Annotated in this window: 18 protein-coding genes; 8 read left to right on the top strand and 10 right to left on the bottom strand. The window is 47.2% G+C overall.

The window, feature by feature from the left end; all coding sequences use genetic code 11:
• Positions 1 to 7: 7 nt before the first annotated feature.
• Genes H6995_14900 through H6995_14885 form a run of 4 tightly spaced genes read right to left on the bottom strand, consistent with a single transcriptional unit; the run spans position 8 to position 2,939 of the window.
• On the bottom strand, positions 8 to 721 hold the full coding sequence (locus H6995_14900; GenBank protein MCP5216287.1) for a DUF484 family protein: 714 nt from the start codon (positions 719 to 721) through the stop codon (positions 8 to 10).
• Positions 718 to 1,548, bottom strand: a complete 831-nt coding sequence (dapF, locus tag H6995_14895; GenBank protein ID MCP5216286.1) for a diaminopimelate epimerase — start codon at positions 1,546 to 1,548, stop codon at positions 718 to 720. Before dapF ends, H6995_14900 begins: the two co-directional genes overlap by 4 nt.
• 9 nt (positions 1,549 to 1,557) lie before the next feature.
• A complete protein-coding gene (gene lysA, locus H6995_14890) occupies positions 1,558 to 2,805 on the bottom strand; it encodes a diaminopimelate decarboxylase (GenBank protein ID MCP5216285.1) in 1,248 nt (415 codons plus the stop codon).
• Positions 2,806 to 2,819: 14 nt separating this feature from the next.
• Positions 2,820 to 2,939 (bottom strand): lipoprotein, encoded by a 120-nt coding sequence (locus tag H6995_14885; protein ID MCP5216284.1) that lies wholly within the window; start codon positions 2,937 to 2,939, stop codon positions 2,820 to 2,822.
• 103 nt (positions 2,940 to 3,042) lie between these two features.
• On the opposite strand from H6995_14885, the gene smrA reads away from it, so the two are divergent.
• Both smrA and H6995_14875 read left to right on the top strand, forming a co-directional pair.
• Positions 3,043 to 3,624 carry a DNA endonuclease SmrA gene (gene smrA / locus H6995_14880; protein ID MCP5216283.1) on the top strand — a complete coding sequence of 194 codons (582 nt, stop codon included), beginning with the start codon at positions 3,043 to 3,045 and terminating at the stop codon, positions 3,622 to 3,624.
• A gap of 21 nt (positions 3,625 to 3,645) precedes the next feature.
• Positions 3,646 to 3,978: a TfoX/Sxy family protein gene (locus H6995_14875; GenBank protein MCP5216282.1), complete on the top strand. Its 333-nt coding sequence runs from the start codon at positions 3,646 to 3,648 to the stop codon at positions 3,976 to 3,978.
• Positions 3,979 to 4,007: 29 nt separating this feature from the next.
• Here the strand turns inward: H6995_14875 and H6995_14870 are convergent, their stop codons facing one another.
• From H6995_14870 to argH, 6 genes are all read right to left on the bottom strand, one after another.
• Positions 4,008 to 4,787: an SDR family oxidoreductase gene (locus tag H6995_14870; protein MCP5216281.1), complete on the bottom strand. Its 780-nt coding sequence runs from the start codon at positions 4,785 to 4,787 to the stop codon at positions 4,008 to 4,010.
• Between the two features lie 252 nt (positions 4,788 to 5,039).
• Complete coding sequence (locus H6995_14865; GenBank protein MCP5216280.1) at positions 5,040 to 5,750, bottom strand: response regulator; 711 nt, start codon at positions 5,748 to 5,750, stop codon at positions 5,040 to 5,042.
• Between the two features lie 3 nt (positions 5,751 to 5,753).
• On the bottom strand, positions 5,754 to 7,247 hold the full coding sequence (locus H6995_14860; protein ID MCP5216279.1) for a DUF4118 domain-containing protein: 1,494 nt from the start codon (positions 7,245 to 7,247) through the stop codon (positions 5,754 to 5,756).
• An 8-nt stretch (positions 7,248 to 7,255) separates the two neighbouring features.
• On the bottom strand, positions 7,256 to 8,704 hold the full coding sequence (locus H6995_14855) for a TrkH family potassium uptake protein (GenBank protein MCP5216278.1): 1,449 nt from the start codon (positions 8,702 to 8,704) through the stop codon (positions 7,256 to 7,258).
• Between the two features lie 144 nt (positions 8,705 to 8,848).
• The gene (gene trkA / locus H6995_14850; protein MCP5216277.1) at positions 8,849 to 10,228 is read right to left on the bottom strand and encodes a Trk system potassium transporter TrkA; all 1,380 of its coding nucleotides are present in this window, start codon (positions 10,226 to 10,228) and stop codon (positions 8,849 to 8,851) included.
• Positions 10,229 to 10,625: 397 nt separating this feature from the next.
• Positions 10,626 to 12,026, bottom strand: a complete 1,401-nt coding sequence (gene argH, locus H6995_14845; GenBank protein MCP5216276.1) for an argininosuccinate lyase — start codon at positions 12,024 to 12,026, stop codon at positions 10,626 to 10,628.
• A gap of 177 nt (positions 12,027 to 12,203) precedes the next feature.
• Here argH and H6995_14840 point away from each other — a divergent pair, with 177 nt between their 5' ends.
• The 6 genes from H6995_14840 to H6995_14815 all read left to right on the top strand — a co-directional run bounded on the left by H6995_14840 (position 12,204) and on the right by H6995_14815 (position 18,266).
• Positions 12,204 to 13,283 (top strand): sensor histidine kinase, encoded by a 1,080-nt coding sequence (locus H6995_14840; protein MCP5216275.1) that lies wholly within the window; start codon positions 12,204 to 12,206, stop codon positions 13,281 to 13,283.
• A 13-nt stretch (positions 13,284 to 13,296) separates the two neighbouring features.
• A complete protein-coding gene (locus tag H6995_14835; GenBank protein ID MCP5216274.1) occupies positions 13,297 to 14,016 on the top strand; it encodes a response regulator transcription factor in 720 nt (239 codons plus the stop codon).
• Between the two features lie 76 nt (positions 14,017 to 14,092).
• A complete protein-coding gene (gene hemC, locus H6995_14830; protein ID MCP5216273.1) occupies positions 14,093 to 15,037 on the top strand; it encodes a hydroxymethylbilane synthase in 945 nt (314 codons plus the stop codon).
• A gap of 12 nt (positions 15,038 to 15,049) precedes the next feature.
• Positions 15,050 to 15,814 carry a uroporphyrinogen-III synthase gene (locus tag H6995_14825; GenBank protein MCP5216272.1) on the top strand — a complete coding sequence of 255 codons (765 nt, stop codon included), beginning with the start codon at positions 15,050 to 15,052 and terminating at the stop codon, positions 15,812 to 15,814.
• 11 nt (positions 15,815 to 15,825) lie between these two features.
• Entirely contained in the window at positions 15,826 to 17,004 is a 1,179-nt protein-coding gene (locus H6995_14820) for a uroporphyrinogen-III C-methyltransferase (protein ID MCP5216271.1), read from the top strand.
• A complete protein-coding gene (locus H6995_14815) occupies positions 17,001 to 18,266 on the top strand; it encodes a heme biosynthesis protein HemY (GenBank protein MCP5216270.1) in 1,266 nt (421 codons plus the stop codon). Before H6995_14820 ends, H6995_14815 begins: the two co-directional genes overlap by 4 nt.

Genomic DNA, 18,266 nt, shown 5'->3' with positions numbered 1-18,266 from the left:
CGGTATGTCAGGTTATTTCTCCAGATAACCGATGAATAATTCGGGCAACCACTTCGCCAATATAGGTGAGTAGCAAAGTGCTCATATTATCCCGGTAATAGTTTTTATCTTCATTCGCTATGGCAAGGATACCAATTAAGTGGTACTCCGCGTAGAGCGGGAGTACGGCGGCTGAACCCACCTGGTCGGATTGGTCAGGGAATAATAAGGCGGACTCCTCAGCTTTCAGCACGCCACAATAGGGTTTACTTACTTTCACCAAACGAGCAAGCTGGTTAACGGCGTCTTGCGCCAAGATAAGTTGTCTCGCAGGATGGACGACTTGATCGGAAACGAGCCAAAGACGGCAACAGGCGCTACCAAAATCCGTTAGCATCGAGTGCTCAACCAGCTCGCTCACTTGGCAAAGCTGTTGAGCGGATATAAGTGCCAAAATCAGTGTTTTGGCTTTATCAAACAATTGATCGTTGGTGCGGGCATTATTGATCAGTACATTGAGCTGCTGTGTCAGCTGTTTGTTTTCGGCCCTAAGTGCTTTGACCTGGTGTTCGATCAGAGAAATAGTTTTCCCCGTTCCAGTATGGGGAATTGATAGCGCCGTTAAGAGCGTGCGATTTTGTTCAAAAAAGCTGGGGTTGCGCAATAGGTAAGCACTTACTTGTGCTGTTGTAGGCTCAGTGTCTGAGTTGGCTGATGGTTGATTTTTGGTGGCTTCGGTCATGTGAAAATACGTCCTTCGAATACTTTTTTGCAGGGTCCTGTCATTTTGACGCTATTGCCCTGCCCTTGCCATTGAATAGTCAGCGTGCCGCCAAGCAAATGTGCCTGGACCTCATTGTCTAAAAGTCCGCGCATGATACCGGCGACGACGGCCGCGCAGGCGCCAGTTCCGCAGGCCATGGTTTCCCCTGCCCCGCGTTCATATACACGCAAGCGAATTTCGTTGCGGGCCAGTATCTGCATAAAACCGGCATTTGTTTTGTTGGGAAAGCGCTCGTGCTTTTCGATTAACGGCCCTACCGTTGCCACGGGCGCAAGATCGACATTATCCACCAACTGAACGGCGTGAGGGTTGCCCATGGAGACCGCACTAATGTCTAATTCCTGTCCATTGACTAACAATGGATAACTAATAGCCTCTTGGTCAGCAAGAAATGGGATTGCGGCTGGGGCTAGTTTTGGCTCGCCCATATCCACCATCACTTGGTGCTTATCGATAATATTCAATTCGATAAGCCCACCCTTTGTTTCAACAATGAGATGATTTTTTTGAGTTAATTTGTTATCGCGCACAAAGCGGGCAAAACAGCGTGCGCCGTTACCGCATTGCTCAACCTCATCGCCATCGGCATTAAAAATGCGGTAGCGAAAATCGGCTTCGGGGGTGCGTGGCGGTTCGACCACTAAAAACTGATCAAAGCCAACACCGGTGTGTCGGTCAGCCCATTTGCGAATCAACTGAGGGCGAAATTTCAGGTACTGACTGACCATATCAACGACCATGAAATCATTACCGCAACCATGCATTTTGGTAAATTTTACGAGCATAGAGCCTTCTCAGTTGGGCAAAATAGATTCCAGTGCGATTTGATCGGCGATTGTTTCGCGTTTTCTCACCACATGGAATTTGTCATCATTCACCATTACTTCCGCAGCACGATTACGAGAGTTATAGTTCGAGCTCATACTAAAACCATAGGCTCCCGCCGAGCGGACAGCCAATAAATCAGCGGGCGCTATGCATAACTCACGATCCTTTCCTAAAAAATCTCCGGTCTCGCAAATAGGTCCTACGATGTCGTAGCTATGGGTTACACCATCATGAATTTTTACTGGAATAATCTGCTGCCAGGCACCATACAGAGAAGGTCGCAGCAGATCATTCATGGCCGCGTCGACAACAGCAAAGTTTTTTTCTTGATTACTTTTCAGTAAGATCACGCTGGTGACCAGTATACCCGCATTGGCAACGATGGATCGACCGGGCTCGAAAATAAGGGTCAGTTCACGGTTGGCAAGCTTTTTCACGATTGCTGTTGCGTATTCGCTGGGATGCGGTGGCGTTTCATCTCGATAAGAAACACCTAAACCGCCACCTAAATCCAAATGTTTTAGTTGAATTCCCTCAGCGGCCAATTGATCCACTAGCAATAAGACACGATCGAGCGCATCCAAAAATGGCTGCAGTTTGGTGAGCTGGCTGCCGATGTGGCAATCCACCCCTTTAATTTCCAGGTTCGGTAAAGTCGCCGCGAGCCGATAAACCTCAAGTGCCTTTGAAATATCGATACCAAACTTGTTTTCTTTCAAACCGGTTGAAATATAGGGGTGAGTTTTGGCATCAACATCAGGATTAACTCGCAACGAAATAGCGGCTTTCTGATTTAATTGCGCGGCGATTTGATTGATTAGCGTGAGTTCTGCTTCAGACTCTACGTTAAAGCAATAAACGCCAACCTCAAGCGCGCGACGAATCTCATGCGCTTGCTTGCCAACACCGGAAAACAATACTTTACCTGGATCTCCGCCTGCCGTTAATACTCTCTCTAACTCGCCGACTGAGACAATATCAAAACCAGAACCGAGCCGAGCCAATAGGTTAAGTACGCCTATATTGGAGTTGGCTTTAACGGCGTAGCAAATTAGGTGGGGCTGTGTTGAGCAGGCGTTTACATAAGCTTGATAGTGACGTTCGAGCGTTGCGCAAGAATAGATAAAACAGGGGGTGCCCACCTGCTCCGCGATTTTTGCAACGGTTAAGTTCTCGACATAAAGTTCGCCATCGCGATAATTGAAGTGATCCATAGGAAACTAAAGGGTTATTGGTGATGGCTATACCCAGCTGATTCGCTGGGCTGTGGTAAATACAGGGGGCCTTTTTGACCGCAGGCCGAAAGAGTCAATAAAGCCAATAGAGTGAGTGCAAATATTTTATTCATTGGTTTGTTCTATAATTAGATCCAAAGCTCAGAAGTATAACGCGAAGTGCCAGTACTCTGTCTAGATTAATCCAGTAATCGCTTAATAAATCAGGATCATTCGGTGAACGATAAAGACAGCGAAATATTCAAAACAGAAATGGGTGACGTGCAGCCGTTAAAAAAGGTGAGCAAAGTTGCGCTTAAAAATAAACGCGAAAATACACCCGGTATTCAGGCGCGTCGTCTTGCGGCTCAGGCATCCCATGAGGGCATTAAAGCACCCTTCTCCACTGAAAATATTGAAGCATTGGTGCCCCAGGCGATCCTCAGCTTTCAGCGTCCGGGTATTCAAAATGGCGTATTTCGTAAATTGCGTTTGGGACAATATCAAATTGAAGCAAGATTGGACCTGCACCGCTTAACAGTCGAACAGGCATTGCAGGCTATTTTAGTCTTTATTAAGGATAGTATCGCTTACGATATTCGTTGTGCGCTAATCACTCATGGTAAGGGTGATGGACGCCCCGAGCCGGCCAAGCTAAAAAGCTGTGTTGCCGCCTGGTTACCGCAAATGGAGGATGTCCTTGCTTTTCATAGCGCGCAAAAACATCATGGTGGCGTTGGCGCGACGTATGTCCTGCTCAAAAAAAGTGAAAAGAAAAAGCAGGAAACCTGGGAGCGGCATATTGGACGGCGCCGCTAATTAGCGGAGTAATATGTCCTGATGCCGAAACGAAGTGAGTTTGTAGATTATTTGGTTGAAAACCTCCAAAGCTTGGGAGTAGTTCGAGCGCGAGCGATGTTCGGCGGTTTTGGTATTTACCTCAATGATCTGATGTTTGGGTTGGTAGCGGACGATGAGCTATTTTTAAAAACAGATGCGCAAAACGAAACCTATTTTGATGAGTTAGCCTTGCCCCATTTTGAATACGAAAAACAGGGCAAGCGGTTACAAATGTCCTATCGCAGAGCTCCTGAGTCTGCTTTGGATGAGCCCGACGAACTGGTTGATTGGGCGCTCAGAAGCTATCAGGCGGCACAGCGAGCGCGACGTTAATTGCGGGGTTAGGCTCGCCGACTGCTCAATTAGAATGTTCCTGGATAAAGTCCGCCATCAATTAACACATTCTGGCCGCTGATATAGCCCGCATAAGCGCTACAAAGAAAGGCACAGGTGGCGCCAAATTCCTCAATAGTTCCCATCCTCCCCGCGCAGAGGTTATCGAGAAATTGCTTTTGATACTGCTCGATTTTGATGTTCCGCTCCTGTGCTTGTTTGGCCACAATCGCTCGTCCACGATCAGTATCAAAAAATCCCGGTAGCAAATTATTCACGGTCACATTTTGTTTTACATGTTGTCTGGCAAGCCCGGCGACAAAACCCGTGAGGCCGCAACGGGCTCCGTTAGAAAGTCCCAACTCAGCGATAGGCGCTTTTACCGCACTGCTGGTGATATTCAGAATCCGCCCAAAACCCCGATCTGCCATGGCATCGATGGTCCGGCGCATCATATCGATGGCGGAAAACATATTGGCATTTAGTGCATCGAACCAGTCTTTTTGATTCCAGTTGCGAAAGTCTCCGGGGGGTGGTCCGCCCGCATTGTTCACCAAAATGTCTGGATCAGGGCAAGCTTGAAGTACCTTGTCTCTGCCGATTTCAGTAGTAATATCAGCCGCCACGTAGACAACCTTGGTACCAGATGCGTCTTCAATTTCTTGTGCGGCGGCTGATAACTGTGCTGCGTTGCGGGCGCAGATAGTTACCGCTACGCCCTCCTTTGCTAAGGCCATCGCGCAGCCCTTGCCGAGCCCTTTGCTAGCGGCGGAAACAATGGCTTTTCTCCCGGATATACCTAGATCCATGACAACCTCATTAATTGTATAGTGATCGATAGGAAATTGTACGTCGGTCTATTGTCCGGCACAAACGTCCAGGTGGTTCACGAGACGATTACTTTGTAATCTCTGCTGGTCTAATTCTCCATAGCTTACGGCGGGATGCTTTATGATGCTCAAGATCGGTCGACAAAGAGGTGACGTTCCGGTAATAATCGATAATATACAGTGATTTTGCCTTGAAAAGTCATTGGTCGCAGACTGTTAGGGTGATAATTCTCACTCAGTTCCGGCATTTCTTTCAAAATGGTTGATGCCGAGAAAACGATAGCCGACTCCCGCCTCAGTCTCAATGTAGCGAGGAAAGGTGGGATCATCCTGGAGTTTACTTCTCAATTTACCGATAAAAACTCTCAAATAATGGGTGTCTTTGGTATGGTGAGGCCCCCAGATTTCCCGTAGCAGATATTGTTGCGTCATCATTCTCCCGGGATGAGTAATAAATAGATGCAGTAACTCAAATTCCTTTTTGGAAAGGTGAATATCTTGTTGGTGTAAGTTGACTTTGCGGCTGTAAAGATCAACAACTAGGCAGCCATCATCGTAGAAAGTGGGAGGGGGCTCTATGCCAGAAAAGGTTCTTAATACCGAACGGATTCTGGCGAGAAGCTCCTTCACGCCGAAGGGTTTTTCGACATAATCATTACAACCAGCGTCAAGAGCCGCCACTTTTTCACGCTCACTATCTCTCACCGATAAAACGATAATAGGGCCTTTAAAGAAATCCCGAAGAGATTTGAGTACGTCCTGGCCGTCCATGTCCGGTAAACCCAAATCAAGAATAATGAGATCCGGATCTTCGAGGGCGGCTATATTCAAACCCTCCTCGCCATTTTTCGCTTCAAGAATTTGATAGCCTTGAGTGCTGAGGCTAATAGTAAGGAATCTCCTTATCTGTGGTTCATCATCAACAATGAGTATACGTATCATTTTTCAAGCCTGGATAGTCTGGTGATCTTCAGGTAGAGGAATAACCACCCTAATGGTTGTGCCTGCTTCAGGAGTGCTCTGTATTACCTGTGCAGTGCCTCTGTGTGCTTTTAAAATACCTTGAGAAATTGCCAGTCCGACTCCCGTTCCTGACGGGTATCGATCACCATACGAAAGGGTATAAAACATATCAAAAATATTGTTCCAGGATTCTGGAGGAATACCTGGCCCCTGGTCATGTATGTCAATATGCAATTGATGCGCGCTTTTATAGCCATTAATTTTGATCACAGATTCGCTTGGCGCAAAGCGAATGGCGTTTTCCAGAACGTTAAATAGCGCTTGTTCAATCAGCGCCGGATGGACATAAACCAAGGGTAAATTCGGCTCTAAATGGATATCTATGTGAACGTTGTCGAGCATAGATTTGCTGCGTTTAATAACCACACTGACAATATCTTCCAGGCCGATCCAATCCCGATCCAAAGTTAGCTCGCCATGGCCAAGTCGGGCCATATCCAGTAGTTTCTGGATGTGGCGATCCAACCGCTGTGCCTCGCTTAAGGTGTTTCTCGCCAGTTCGTCTCGTTGTTCTTTGTCAAGGTCATCATGCAGGTCGATTAAACTAGACACGGACCCTATCATGATGGCCAGCGGTGTTTTCAGGTCGTGGGACACGGAGGATAATAAGGCGGAACGTAATTGCTCTCGTTCCTTTTTTACGATCTCTTGTCGTAACGAGTCGCTAAGCTGAACCCGATCCCAAGCTAAGTGTGCCATTCCAACAAAGCTTTCTAAATGACTGAGTTCTAGCAAAGAGAATACCTTTTTGGCAGTGACTTCAATAAAAGCATGGCAGTTGCCGTTGGTGTAAAAAAAAATTGTGGCGTGATTGCCCTGATGTTGGAAGGTGCTGTTATTGCTATTATTTATGCTTGGTAAACAGGGTGCTGATGGCCGAGAGTAATCTTTACTGTTCAGTAAAATAAATTCTTTAGTATTTGCATCTTGCAAGAAACACTGTGTTAAGAATTGGAAACTACTTTCAATTTGAGCGGCTAGCGTTTGAACAACATCCTGATTACTAATACCAACTGACAGCTCTCGCGCTAGCGCAACCTGATTATGATGCCACTGCTTATTCGCCTCCATCGCCACCACTTTTTCCCGCAAGCTTGCCGCGAGATGACCAGTGACGATAGCCACTAGAATCAGCAAGCCGCCAGTCAATACATCGTCGCGGTGTATCATCAATAAAGTGAAGTGTGGTTCGGTATAGAAAAAGTTGTAGGCCAGAAAGCTCAACAAAGCACAGACTAGAGCAGGCTTAACATGGGTCGATACTGCCGTAAATAATACTCCCGCCAGGTAGATCATGGCGAAGTTGGCTTTGGGTAATATTGGTGAAAGCGCCCATGTTGCCAGTGTGGCAAGGAAGGGCACCAGCCAGGGCAATAGCCATGTTAGTAGCTGATCCTGAGATCGATGCAATTTCATAGTATTGGCTACCCTCGCCAGAATACTGGTGAGAAAAGTATGATAACAGTAAATAGTTCCAGGCGTCCCAAAATCATCGCAACAGCAAGTATCCATTTAGCGATATCAGGCAGCGGTTCAAAATTACCTGAAGGGCCAATAATCTCGCCAAGCCCAGGGCCGACATTTGCAAGCGCAGTAACTGCTGCGGTAATACTCGTCAGGAAATCAAGACCAAGAGCCGTTAATAGTAGGGTGACGGCGCCTAGAGAGACGAAGAACATAAAGGAAAAGGCGGCTGCTGACGCAATAATGTCATTCTCCACTACTTTGCCGTTGTAGCGGATTGCAAAAACGCCACGGGGGTGAACGAGCTTTCGAAGTTGATCCCTCAGGTACAGATACGAAAGTTGAAAACGAAATATTTTCATTCCTCCCGTCGTTGACCCGGAGCACCCCCCGACAAATGTGGCTAAAAAAAATAGCGCAATACTAAAATGGCCCCAAAGCGTGTAGTCCGCAGAAGCATAGCCAGTAGTTGTGATCATTGACACGATATTAAATGCTGAGTGGGTGATGGCATCCATAACCGGTAAATGTTTGCTTGCGATCAAATGTCCGGCAAGGATCAACGTAGCCAATATAATAATAGCTAGAAACGTCTCTACCTGTTGATCCAAAAATTTTTTCATTGAGCGTTGGATTAAAATACGAACGTACAACATAAAAGGCATCGCGCTAAGCAGCATAAAAATAACTGAAATCAAGAGTATTTTTGAATCGAAACGCGCCATCGATAGATCATCGGTGGCATAGCCGCCGGTCGAAACAGTGGTCATCGCATGATTAATGGCGTCGAATACCGTCATCCCCGCAAGCCAGTAGCAAAGAGAACAAAGAAAAGTAATCGCTATGTAAATGGTCAGAACAGCCTTAGCAAACTGTTGAAACCGTGGCATGGTTTTTTCAGACCAGTCTGAAGACTCTGTCTGAAAAAGTCGCATACCTCCGATTCTTAAAAAAGGCAGTACCGAGACGGCCATGCCAATAACCCCTAGACCGCCAAGCCACTGCAACAGTGATCGCCACAGCAGGATAGCGTGAGGCACATTCTTTAAGTCACTCATGACGGTGGAACCGGTCGTAGTAATCCCCGATACCGACTCGAAAATGGCATTAGTGATGGACATCGGATGGTGACTGAAGATGAAAGGAAATGCGCCGGTTAAGGATAAAACCAGCCAGCTACTACTGGTCAAAAGATACAACTGGCGGGCCGAAAGTGCAATTTGCGGCACTCTGAAAAACCAGACTAGCGATGCTCCCAGCAAGATGGTCAGCATTGCGGAAAATAGGAAGTCATGAGCCTCAGGATCATGATAAATAAAAGCAAAGATAGTTGGCGCTAGCATCATGGCAGCCATGATGAGAGTTAAAATGCCGCAGATGTAGAGAACTGGGCCGAAAAGTTTACGCATGGTTAGGGGTCACTCGTCAATATTGTTTCATTTAATGCTCGCAACAATTAATAATTGGATGATCAAAAACAACAGATTCTGCCTCTGGTAAAGGTGGTTGTCTGCTATCAAGGGACTGACCGTCACAAAGTCGGATGCGTCGCGTTAGCCGAAAAAGGTCAATCCTACTTGAAACAAACGCTCAACCTCTCGGAAACGTCTCTTGTCGTTGAGCAACATGATAACGTGGTCCCCATCCAGAATTTGTGTTTCTTGATGAGCCATTATGGTTTTTCCTTCTCGCACAATGGCGCCAATAACCACTTCTTGAGGCAGTTTGATCGCACCGACGGTTCGGCCCACTACCTTCGAATGATGACTCTCTCCATGGGCAATGGCTTCCACGGCCTCCATAGGGTTTTGTCGTAAAGGATGGACATTTACCATGTCCCCGCGCCGAACATGCGCTAGGATGGAGCCGACAGTGGTTTGCTGTGGTGAAACGGCAATATCGATAATCCCACCTTGGACTAAATCAACATACGCGGGGTTGTTGATTAACGTCATTACTTTTTTTGCTCCCAGACGTTTGGCGAGCATGGATGCCATAATATTTGTTTCGTCGTTATCGGTCAGTGCACAAAAAAAGTCGATGCTATCAATATTTTCGTTGAGCAATAACTCGCTATCAGAAGCGCTGCCATGAATCATAATCGTATCCTCCAGGGTTTTGGCCAGAGTGTTACAACGATGGATATTGCGCTCAATAATTTTAACTTGGTACTGGCTTTGAATGGCTAGCCCTAAGCGTGCCCCAATATTACCCCCACCCGCAATCATCACTTTTCTATAAGGGCGGTCAGTACGAGATAGTTGTTGAATAATATTCTGGGTTTCCGCGCTCGTGGAGATGATAAATATCTCGTCATCTACTGCTAGAATGGGTGTCTTTGCTAATAACACTGGCTGTCCATTACGGAAAACTCCGATTATCTGTGCAGGAGTATTCGGTATCAATTCGGCCAGACAGGAGGGAGCCTGACCAACCAGGCTGGAATCATGAGCTATATTGATTGAAAACATCTGTACAGCACCGTTCGCGAAATTATGAATCTGTAAGGCGCCCTGGTGTTTGAGTAACAGAGTTAAGTGGTCGGTAACTAATTGTTCAGGACTAATGAGGACGTCGATGGGAATAGATTTATTGCAAAAGAGTCGGTCTTTGAAGTCCAGATAATCGTGCTCTCGGACACGTCCAATTTTTGTGGGTGTGTGGAACAGAGTGCTTGCTAATTGACAGGCAACCATATTAATTTCGTCACTGCTAGTGACAGCAATGATCATGTCCGCATCCTGTGCGCCGGCCTGTAGCAGAGTGCTTGGATGCGAAGCATTACCGACAACAGTTCGTATATCAAATCGATCAACAAGTTCTGCCAGCCTTACCGAGTCTATATCCACGATATTAATATCGTTCGACTCACTGGAGAGGGTTCCTGCCAGTGAACTACCGACTTGTCCCGCCCCCAAAATGATGATCTTCATTGGATGACTTTCCCGCCACAGCTATCCAATGCAGTTAAACATAGGCGTTCAGTAATATAGTTAGCAGAATTTCTAAAAATGATCTGTTTTCGTGATGGCTGGGTTAGCGCAGTATTCACTCTGTTGCTTGTAAACTTGAATCGATGGGGCGCTATGATCATTTAATAAAACCTCACTCTGCAGTGAGGATATGATCAATCTAACACTCATAAAAAAGCTATTCACAAAAACCACAGTTGCCGTAAAAAAAGTGTAAATTTCCTAGAGAAAGTAAGGATACTTCGGAAATTCAAATAGATGAGTCTTGTCTCAGTGAAAGTGGAGGGCCCAGAAATGAGTGTTCATAACAAACAAAGATCTTTGCGCCTTGCACTATTATTCGACTGTTCGACGCTGTTTAGTTGGTCATCAAACAACGTGCGCGTTGAATTGCTGCCTTGACTTGAGCAGGAGCAGTTCCGCCGAGATGATTGCGTGCATTGACGGAACCTTCCAGAGTAAGCACATCGAAAACATCTTGCTCGATAATACTGGAAAACTGCTGTAACTCTTCGAGTGATAGTTCGGAAAGGTCTTTATTCTGAGCAATACCGTAGGCAACGGCTTTGCCAACAATTTCATGGGCGTCGCGAAAGGGAATTCCCTTGCGTACAGCGTAATCCGCCAAATCGGTAGCGGTTGAGTAGCCACGCATCGCGGCTTCACGCATTTGTTCTTTGTTAGGCGTGATGGCTGGCACCATATCCGCATAGGCGCGCAAGCATCCTCTGAGAGTATCAATAGTATCAAAGAGTGGCTCTTTGTCTTCCTGGTTATCTTTATTGTAAGCCAGCGGTTGCGACTTCATCAGGGTTAACAAAGCGACGAGATGACCGTTAACGCGGCCGCTTTTCCCGCGGACTAATTCGGGTACATCAGGATTTTTTTTCTGCGGCATGATGGAAGAACCCGTGCAAAAACGGTCGGGCAAATTGATAAAATTAAATTGTGAGGAAGTCCAGAGTACCAACTCCTCGGAGAAGCGCGAGAGGTGGGTCATGATCAAACTACCAACTGCGCAGAATTCAATGCCGAAGTCCCTATCACTGACCGAATCTAAGGAATTTTCGCTAGGCTTATCAAAGCCCAGTAACTTTGCAGTATATTCGCGATCAATCGGATAGGTTGTGCCAGCCAGCGCAGCCGCGCCCAGAGGCATCACGTTCAATCGCTTGCGGCAGTCCTGTAATCGGCCATAGTCCCGCTCCAACATTTCAAACCAAGCCATCAGATGATGGCCAAAGGTTACGGGTTGAGCTGTTTGCAGGTGGGTAAAACCGGGCATGATGGTTGTCGCCTCGCGTTCAGCGAGATCAAGTAACCCCAGTTGTAAGCGGCGTAATTCTTGGGCAATAAGGTCGATTTCGTCACGTAAATAGAGCCGCATGTCGGTGGCGACCTGGTCGTTACGTGACCGCCCTGTATGCAGTTTCTTCCCCGTAGCGCCTATTAGTGCGGTCAATCGAGACTCCACATTCATGTGGACATCTTCCAGGCTAACAGACCAATTGAACTGACCGGCCTCAATTTCCTGCAGTACTTGATGGAGACCATTTTGGATCTGCTGACACTCATCTTTAGTCAGGACACCAACCTTTTCCAGCATTCGTGCATGGGCCAGCGAACCTTGGATATCATGTCGATAGAGGCGCTGATCAAAACTCACGGAAGCTGTAAAGGCTTCGACAAACGCGTCAGTGGCTTCGCTAAAGCGCCCGCCCCAGGATTGATTCTTTATATCTTCTTGATGTTTAGGCATGTCGGATTATATAAAACTGGACTATATTTAGTGGCTAAGGACTGGATTAGTTGTATGACCATTCACAGACAAGTGCTATCGACAAATAATTTTTGGTGGTCGAATCTTGAATGCGCCTTCGCGTGAATGAGGCAACTAACTCAAATTTGCGCGAATTATATCACCGCCCTGGACAGTATGTTGAAAAATATCAAATTGACAGTGAGCGACGAACCCTTTGTCAGTGCGCGCGCTGATAATACCTTTCTTCCCAATTTTTGTCAGGGCCGTGCTGTTTTCTTGCTGGTGCTGGTGACGGAACTGTTTGTCCTTACTATGGTGCTAGCGTCATCTGGCATTAAAGCCTTCTCTTGGGATTATTTGGCGCTGGTTTCGTTATTCGTGCAATGGGTAGCACTGCTGAGCGCGCTATTACTCTGTGGTTTAAAAAATCGGTTAGAGCGGATGCGGTTACCGCAGACGGTGGCTCTTGTTTATAGCTTAATTTTAGTGGTAACGACGCTGGCCACGCTGATTGCAGATTGGATAATGGCGGGAGCAAGTTTTACTCAGGGTCAAATTAAGATCGATGGTTACAACCTACTGCGTAATCTCATTATTAGCGCCATCATGGCGGGAATGGTGCTGCGTTATCTCTATATGCAGGCGAGTCTTCGGCGACAGGAGCAAGCGGAGTTACAAGCACGGGTTCAGGCGCTACAGTCGCGTATTCGTCCACACTTTCTCTTTAATAGCATGAATATTATTGCCAGTTTAATCGAGACTGATCCGGTGACTGCCGAACGGGTGGTGGAGGATTTGTCGGAGCTTTTTCGAGCGAGTTTGGCTGGTGCAGACCAGCCGGTACGGTTGCAGCGAGAGATTGAGCTGTGTCAGCGCTATGTGGGGATTGAACAATTAAGATTAGGCTCGCGGCTAAAGGTCAATTGGCAAGTGGCCTCGTATCCTGACGCAGCGACTATCCCATTACTGACGTTACAACCATTAATTGAAAATGCCATTTATCATGGTATTCAGCCTTTACCGGAAGGAGGGGTTATCGGTGTTCTCATTCAATACCAAGCAGGCTCGTTGCAAATTACAGTGAGTAATCCCTGTCGGGTGGATCAGCCAGTAAGGGAGTCGGGCAATCAGCTCGCGCTGGATAATATCCGTCGACGCATGCAGGCTTTTTACGGTGCTGAAGCACGTTTGGATACACACCTGAGCGACGGTATTTTTGTGACGCAACTAAACTATCCAATGCGACAGGGCTAACGGCGTGAGTAATATTATTTTAGTCGATGATGAAGTGTTAGCACGGGATCGTTTGCGACGAATGCTAGAGGGTGAAAAGGATTACGAGGTGATTGCCGAAGCTGCTAACGGCGACCAGGCGATTAGCTTGGTGCAGCAATATCAGCCGGATATTCTGCTCATGGACATTCGCATGCCAGGCATGGATGGACTTGAAGCCGCTCAACATCTGAGTCAATTGACGCGGCCTCCGGCCATTGTTTTTTGCACCGCTTATGATGAGTATGCAATTAACGCCTTTGATGTTCAGGCCGTGGGGTATGTGCTCAAACCAGTGCGAAAAGAACAGCTGTTAAAGGCGCTGGAAAGAGCAAAAGGAATTAGTAATCTCCAGCTTAAAGCGCTGCCAAAAAAGTTAAAAGCCCGTACCCATCTATCAGCCAAAACGCATGTTGGCGTTGAATTGATGGCGTTGGACGGTATTAGCCACTTCGTCGCCGATCAAAAATATGTTACCGCCCATTATCAGGGGCGTCAGATCCTGCTGGATGAGCCGTTAAAGCAGCTAGAACAGGAATTCGGTCAACGACTGCTACGTATTCATCGTAACTGCCTGGTCTCCCTTCATCATGTTGAACGCTTAATCATTGCTAAGCAGGGCCAAAGCAGCATTAAACTGAAATCTGTTGAGCGGCCGCTGACGATAAGTCGCCGACATCTGCCACAGGTTAAAAAAGTGCTTAAAAGCCTTTAGCCGCCTGCTTTACATTCCTCGGTGAATAGCCGACCATAGAACTCTTTTTTATAGAGCGTCCAATTAATCACATATCATGAGTAAAAAAATATTACGTATCGCCACGCGAGGGAGTGACCTGGCACTGTGGCAGGCAAATTTTGTTAAACAGCAACTTGAACAACGTCATTCTGAGCTCGAAGTAGAGCTAGTCATTCTTAAAACGCAGGGGGATAAAATTCTGGATGTACCTTTAGCCAAAGTGGGCGGCAAAGGTTTGTTCGTTAAGGAATTAGAAACGGCGATATTAGAGGGGCAGGCAGATATCGCGGTGCATTCAATGAAGGATGTGCCAATGGAATTCCCCGAAGGGCTGGGTTTAGCGATAATATGTGAGCGAGAGGATCCGACGGATGCTTTCGTGTCGAACAAGTATCAACGCTTAGAGGATTTACCGAACAATGCCGTGGTTGGCACTTCAAGTCTGCGACGGCAATGTCATATTAAAACCTTGCGCCCCGATTTGGAGATTCAATTTTTGCGTGGCAATGTCAACACGCGCTTACGTAAGTTAGATGAGGGGCAATACGATGCTATCATCCTGGCGTCTGCTGGGTTGAAGCGCCTGGGGATGGTCGAACGCATCGCACAATCGCTATCCCTTGAAAATAGTTTGCCAGCAGTCGGCCAGGGGGCTGTAGGAGTTGAGTGTCGCACGAACGACAGAGACACGGCTAACCTGTTGGGCTCCTTACACCATACCAATACCGCTTGGTGCGTTGGCGCAGAACGGGCCATGAACGCTACGCTTCAAGGGGGTTGTCAGGTACCTATTGCCGGACACGCCATATTGCAACCTAACCGGCAACTTTATCTGCGTGGCATAGTTGCGGATCCCTATAGCGATACCGTGCTGCGAGCCGAAGGGAGAGCGTCCTTTACCTCCGCTGAGCAGTTAGGAACGGCGGTTGGGAAAGACTTGCTGGCTCAGGGTGCGGATAAAATTCTACAGAAAGTCTATGGTGAAAACGGGCCGACATAGGCCTGCATAATAATGGCTGATATTAAAGGAAAGTCGGTGCTGGTGACGCGGCCAGAACCTCAGGCGCAGCATTTATTAAAAGAACTGGGCCGGTTAGGTGCGAACGCAATGGCGCTACCCGCTATTGCCATAAAAGAGGTTGCGCTGAGTCCGGCGGATAAACAAAAGATAATCAACCTTGATAGTTATGCGGCGATCTTCGTGGTGAGCACTAATGCTGCAAACCTTGGCATGCAATGGATAGACCGATACTGGCCACAATTACCCGTACATACAACTTGGTACGCCGTGGGCGGCGCAACGGCAAAAGCACTGGCGGCGTTTGGCATTGCTGCGCAGGTGTCAGATTCTGGGGTCGATAGCGAGGCATTGCTTGCGCTGCCTTCGTTACAACACCTGGATGCTCAGCGCGTGCTGATTCTGAAAGGGATAGGCGGGCGTGAATTTTTAGCGCAAACGCTACAAAAGCGTGGAGCTACGGTGGAGAGCTTATGCCTGTATCAGCGTGAAAAGGTGACATATGGGCAGACAGAAATACTGGCGCTGCTTGGCGAACACCGGCCGGATATTATATTAGTGACCAGTGTAGCGATATTGGAAAGCCTCGATGAGTTGCTCTCACCTTGCTACGAGAATCTAAAGAGCGTAAATTTAGTGGTCGCAAGTGATCGTATCGCACAGGCTGCGAAGCGTTTAGGTTACCACAACCTAGTAATGGCAACTGGTGCCTCAGATGAAGCAATCATAGCTGCGTTTAGTGAATCAGGAAATCTTTGAACTAATTAACTATGACGGAAGATAAAGACTCAAAGCTAGAGACGGCATCTGCCGGGGTAGATGCGAAACCTAAAATTCAGACACAGAACGTCGAGTCTCGAGCAAAGGAGCCGCCGTTGCTTAGTAATCCTGCTGCGAGCGGGTCACCAGTAAAAAAAATAAGTCGAGGCCCTGTTTGGTTGGCGCTGTTTGTTGCCCTCTTCGCTGTGGCTGCTGCAGGCTACACCTATTGGCAACTGGAGCAATTCCGGCTGACAAGCCAAGCCCAGGTCAAACAAAGCGAGCAGAGTTACCTTGAAAACCTGGAAGATAAAATACAAAGTCAGATGCAAAGTCAGTCGACAAGACTTGAATCCAGTCTGGCGGATTATCGTAGTCAGCTAGTCGATCAGGAAAACGCCATTGCTGAATTACGCGCTAGGATCGCTGATTCTCGCCGACAAATAGGTGAGATTACTCATGTTAGCCGCAAAAGCTGGATGTTGGCAGAGGCTGAATATCTGCTGAGATTGGCGAATCAACGATTAATTATGGAACACGAAAGCACTAGTGCTTTAGCCCTCTTGGGGTCGGCAGATCAGATTCTACAGGATGTTGACGATGTCAATCTGTATCGGGTTCGCGCTGAAATTGCTAAAGAAATGGCAGCGTTAAGAGCTACCGGCGGAGTCGATGTGGAGGGTGCTTTTTTGGCCTTGGCGGCATTATCGGACCAGCTGGTAGCATTACCCTTGCTATCACCGCACTCAAGACCTGACGCAGACAATGAAGAAGTTGCTGCCATCACTAGCTTTCAGAAAGCAGTAACGCGACTGGAAAAATTGGTAACCGTTCGCCACAGGGGGCAGCCGGTGGCACCTCTGTTGCCACCGGAGCAACATTATTATGTGCAGCAAAATTTGCGCTTAATGCTTGAGCAGGCACAGCTTGCGCTTTTGCAACGAAAACCCTTACTTTTTGCGCAAAGTTTAAAGAAGGCTGAACAATGGGTGCAGGACTATTTTGAACTAAATGCCTCAAGTGGTGCCCTGTTGGAAAGTCTCGCCGATTTAAAGCGATTACAAATTGCGCCGCAGTTGCCAAACATTTCAAAATCTTTAGAGCTACTCAAAGACTATTTATCTAACCCTGAATCGCAGATGGAAGCTGAGTATTCGAATGAGAACAAGAGCGGCAGGGAGACGCCATGAAAAAATTACTGGTGCTGATTCTGTTGGTCTTAATCGCTGGTGTTTGGGTGGCCGGGAAAATGAGCTTGGATGCAGGTTATCTATTGATAGCCTATCAAGATACCAGCATAGAAATGAGTCTTTGGGTTGGTCTGTTGCTGATCGTTGTTGCGGTAATATTGGTTTATATATTGGTGTGGCTCGTTGGCAAACTGCTAACCAGCGGTGATACGGCAAGGCGCTGGAAGCATAATTTTGGCCATAAGCGATCACTATCGAAAACGAATGCCGGTGTGACTGCCTATCTGGAAGGTAATTGGGCTGAAGCACAGAAAAAATTTGAGCAGGCCGCTGCAAAATCAGATACGCCCTTACTGGCTTATCTGGCAGCAACTCAAGCTGCGGCTAAGAATGAGGATTACCCCGCTTGTGAGGTTTACTTACGGAAAGCGAATCATGTTGCACCGGGTATGAATACGGCTATTGAGATGGCCAAGTTAGATGTGCAGATTCAGCGTAAGCAATACGAACAGGCGCTGGCAACAATATTAAGATTACGTAAAGAACAGCCAAAGCATAAATACCTATGTAAACGTCTCCAGGAAGTTTATGTGGCGCTGGAAGATTGGGAGGCTTTAAGTCAGCTAATGCCAGTGATGCGAAAACTCAAAGTGGCGCCACTGGCAGAGTTAGATGAAATTGAGAAGAAGACAGCATTGTTTCAGTTGGAACGGGCGGCGAAGGGTCAGTCTGAAAGCGGAAAAACACAAACCCAAGCCGCACGAGTAGTCATGGTCTGGAATCAAATTCCATCCAAGGTTCGGCGTGATGAGTTAATTACCCTGGCCTATACCCAGCACTTAACAAAATTAGGTAAAGCTGAATTGGCTGTGCAAGCATTGATTGAGTCCATTAACCATCACTGGAGTGAAAAGTTAGTGGAGCAATTTGGACTGGTGCAGGGAGAAGATATTAAGCATCAATTGCTGACTGCTGAGCGCTGGTTACAAGAGCGGAACAATAGTTCGGTATTGATGCTGGCGTTGGGACGATTGAGTTTGCGCAATAAACTCTGGGGCAAAGCAAGAGAATATTTTATCAGCAGTATTAAACTGAGAAATAGCGTTGAAGCTTGTGCGGAGTTAGGAAGATTACTCGGCTGCCTGGGAGATGAACAGGGTAGTAGTAGATATTTGCAACAGAGTGTTGAATTGACCCGTCAGAACTTGCCACAGCTGCCTATGCCCAGCAAGCAGACACCGCTTTCGCAGGGCGTTGGCTAG

It is taken from the genome of Pseudomonadales bacterium (genome assembly GCA_024234615.1).
Taxonomy (GTDB): domain Bacteria; phylum Pseudomonadota; class Gammaproteobacteria; order Pseudomonadales; family IMCC2047; genus JAJFKB01.
This window is presented reverse-complemented; position numbering and strand designations above follow the sequence as displayed.

Excerpts from the sequence above, each read along its gene's own strand:
- H6995_14900 (MCP5216287.1), bottom strand. The coding sequence starts at position 721 with ATGACCGAAGCCACCAAAAATCAACCATCAGCCAACTCAGACACTGAG.
- dapF (MCP5216286.1), bottom strand. The coding sequence starts at position 1,548 with ATGCTCGTAAAATTTACCAAAATGCATGGTTGCGGTAATGATTTCATG.
- lysA (MCP5216285.1), bottom strand. The coding sequence starts at position 2,805 with ATGGATCACTTCAATTATCGCGATGGCGAACTTTATGTCGAGAACTTA.
- H6995_14885 (MCP5216284.1), bottom strand. The coding sequence starts at position 2,939 with ATGAATAAAATATTTGCACTCACTCTATTGGCTTTATTGACTCTTTCG.
- H6995_14875 (MCP5216282.1), top strand. The coding sequence starts at position 3,646 with ATGCCGAAACGAAGTGAGTTTGTAGATTATTTGGTTGAAAACCTCCAA.
- H6995_14870 (MCP5216281.1), bottom strand. The coding sequence starts at position 4,787 with ATGGATCTAGGTATATCCGGGAGAAAAGCCATTGTTTCCGCCGCTAGC.
- H6995_14865 (MCP5216280.1), bottom strand. The coding sequence starts at position 5,750 with ATGATACGTATACTCATTGTTGATGATGAACCACAGATAAGGAGATTC.
- H6995_14860 (MCP5216279.1), bottom strand. The coding sequence starts at position 7,247 with ATGAAATTGCATCGATCTCAGGATCAGCTACTAACATGGCTATTGCCC.
- H6995_14855 (MCP5216278.1), bottom strand. The coding sequence starts at position 8,704 with ATGCGTAAACTTTTCGGCCCAGTTCTCTACATCTGCGGCATTTTAACT.
- trkA (MCP5216277.1), bottom strand. The coding sequence starts at position 10,228 with ATGAAGATCATCATTTTGGGGGCGGGACAAGTCGGTAGTTCACTGGCA.
- argH (MCP5216276.1), bottom strand. The coding sequence starts at position 12,026 with ATGCCTAAACATCAAGAAGATATAAAGAATCAATCCTGGGGCGGGCGC.
- H6995_14840 (MCP5216275.1), top strand. The coding sequence starts at position 12,204 with ATGTTGAAAAATATCAAATTGACAGTGAGCGACGAACCCTTTGTCAGT.
- hemC (MCP5216273.1), top strand. The coding sequence starts at position 14,093 with ATGAGTAAAAAAATATTACGTATCGCCACGCGAGGGAGTGACCTGGCA.
- H6995_14825 (MCP5216272.1), top strand. The coding sequence starts at position 15,050 with ATGGCTGATATTAAAGGAAAGTCGGTGCTGGTGACGCGGCCAGAACCT.
- H6995_14820 (MCP5216271.1), top strand. The coding sequence starts at position 15,826 with ATGACGGAAGATAAAGACTCAAAGCTAGAGACGGCATCTGCCGGGGTA.
- H6995_14815 (MCP5216270.1), top strand. The coding sequence starts at position 17,001 with ATGAAAAAATTACTGGTGCTGATTCTGTTGGTCTTAATCGCTGGTGTT.